The sequence below is a fragment of the Komagataeibacter xylinus NBRC 15237 genome, from assembly GCF_001571345.1.
GTDB classification, from domain to species: Bacteria; Pseudomonadota; Alphaproteobacteria; order Acetobacterales; family Acetobacteraceae; genus Komagataeibacter; species Komagataeibacter xylinus.
Genome location: NZ_BCTP01000120.1, coordinates 1 through 1465, shown reverse-complemented (window position 1 = coordinate 1465; position 1465 = coordinate 1). Strand labels below are relative to the sequence as shown.

Annotated in this window: 1 protein-coding gene; it reads left to right on the top strand. The window is 44.4% G+C overall.

Features of this window, described 5'->3' with window-relative positions; translation table 11 throughout:
* On the top strand, nt 1–1465 hold a 1465-nt coding region (locus GXY01S_RS17800; RefSeq protein WP_082770975.1), incomplete at both ends, for a TonB-dependent receptor domain-containing protein.

Here is a 1465-nt window from a genome sequence, read left to right as displayed (position 1 = left end):
CTCCACGTTTCGTACTTTTGGTCGCTTTGACAGTGGTAAACTGAATTCTACAGGAACGAAGTTCTATGCCGCATTTGCCCGAACGGATAATAATAAGTGGAAAGGATATGGTAATCAGGACGAGTTACAGGCCAATTTTAAACTGGTCCAGCCAGTCAAGGATATAGGAAAAATATCAGCAATATTTGATTGGTCTGACTTTACCCAATATAATTATATGACCGAAGACTTGAATATGATTAAGAAAATGGGTACAAGTATTGATTTTCTATATCCTAATTACGGTCAGTCTTCTCTGGCGGCGCAAGGAATTTATCCGGCTGGATATCAGGTTCTTGGCAATTCAAGTGACGAGCAGAATGCAACATATGATGATGCTGCTCAGGTCCAGCGCAACTACCTTTCCGCCATAACGGCAGAATTTAAGCTTGCGCATAACCTGATAGAAAAAACTATTCTCTATTCGCATGAATCCAGTGGCGACTATGAAGCCAGTCAGGACTTTGCTGCTCCTAACGGTGCACCGATGAGCCAGATGGTCGGGCATACGATGATCCGACGGATCGGTGGTGTTCAGTCATTTAATTACGAAATCAATAAAAATCATATTGATACCGGTTTCTGGTATGAAAATAACAGCTTTTCGTTTCCTGACAGGCTCTACGCCGAGCCCTTGTCCACCACGGGCAAGCCCCTCAGCCCGATCAGCGGGTTTGTTAATCCTTACACGACCGAATTTGATGATGAATACAATACGAACACTTTCCAGTTTTTTCTTCAGGATAAATATTACGTACTTCCCAATCTTAGCCTCATGGCAGGCTTCAAGTCACTGCTGCAGACGACCCATGGCGGTGGTAAAATTAACAATGCAGCCTACACAGGGGTTTCCTCTATTCCGCGAGGTGACCTGACAGCGGCTAACGCGTTTCTTCCCCATTTTGCACTAAACTATAATTTCCTGAAACATAATGAATTTTATATCGATATATCTGAAAATATGCGTGCTTACACCTATGCTCCGTGGAACGTATCGAGTGGTGGCGCGTGGGCGGTTCAGGGACAGGCGCAGTTTGATGCCAACAAACAGTCCCTCAGGCCTGAGCGCGTCTGGGATTATGTTGTAGGATATCGATACTCGTCACCAATAATTACAGCAACGGCAGATTTTTATCATACAGATTATTACAATCGGCTTGTGAACACGGATAGCGGATCAATTTTCCAGCCCGTAAATACGTTCTCCAATGCTGGTCATGAAACAATAAATGGTGTGGATACGGGGCTAACGATCCGTCCGTTCCACGGACTGGAGTTTTTCAACAGCTTCAGTTACAGCGATGCCGTTTATAATGGAGGAATAAATTACGAAGGGAGTTATGTCAGTCTGGTGGGCAAGCACCAGGTCGGATACCCAAAATTCATGTATAAAACGAGCCTGACTTACAGCTATCGTAACGCAAGT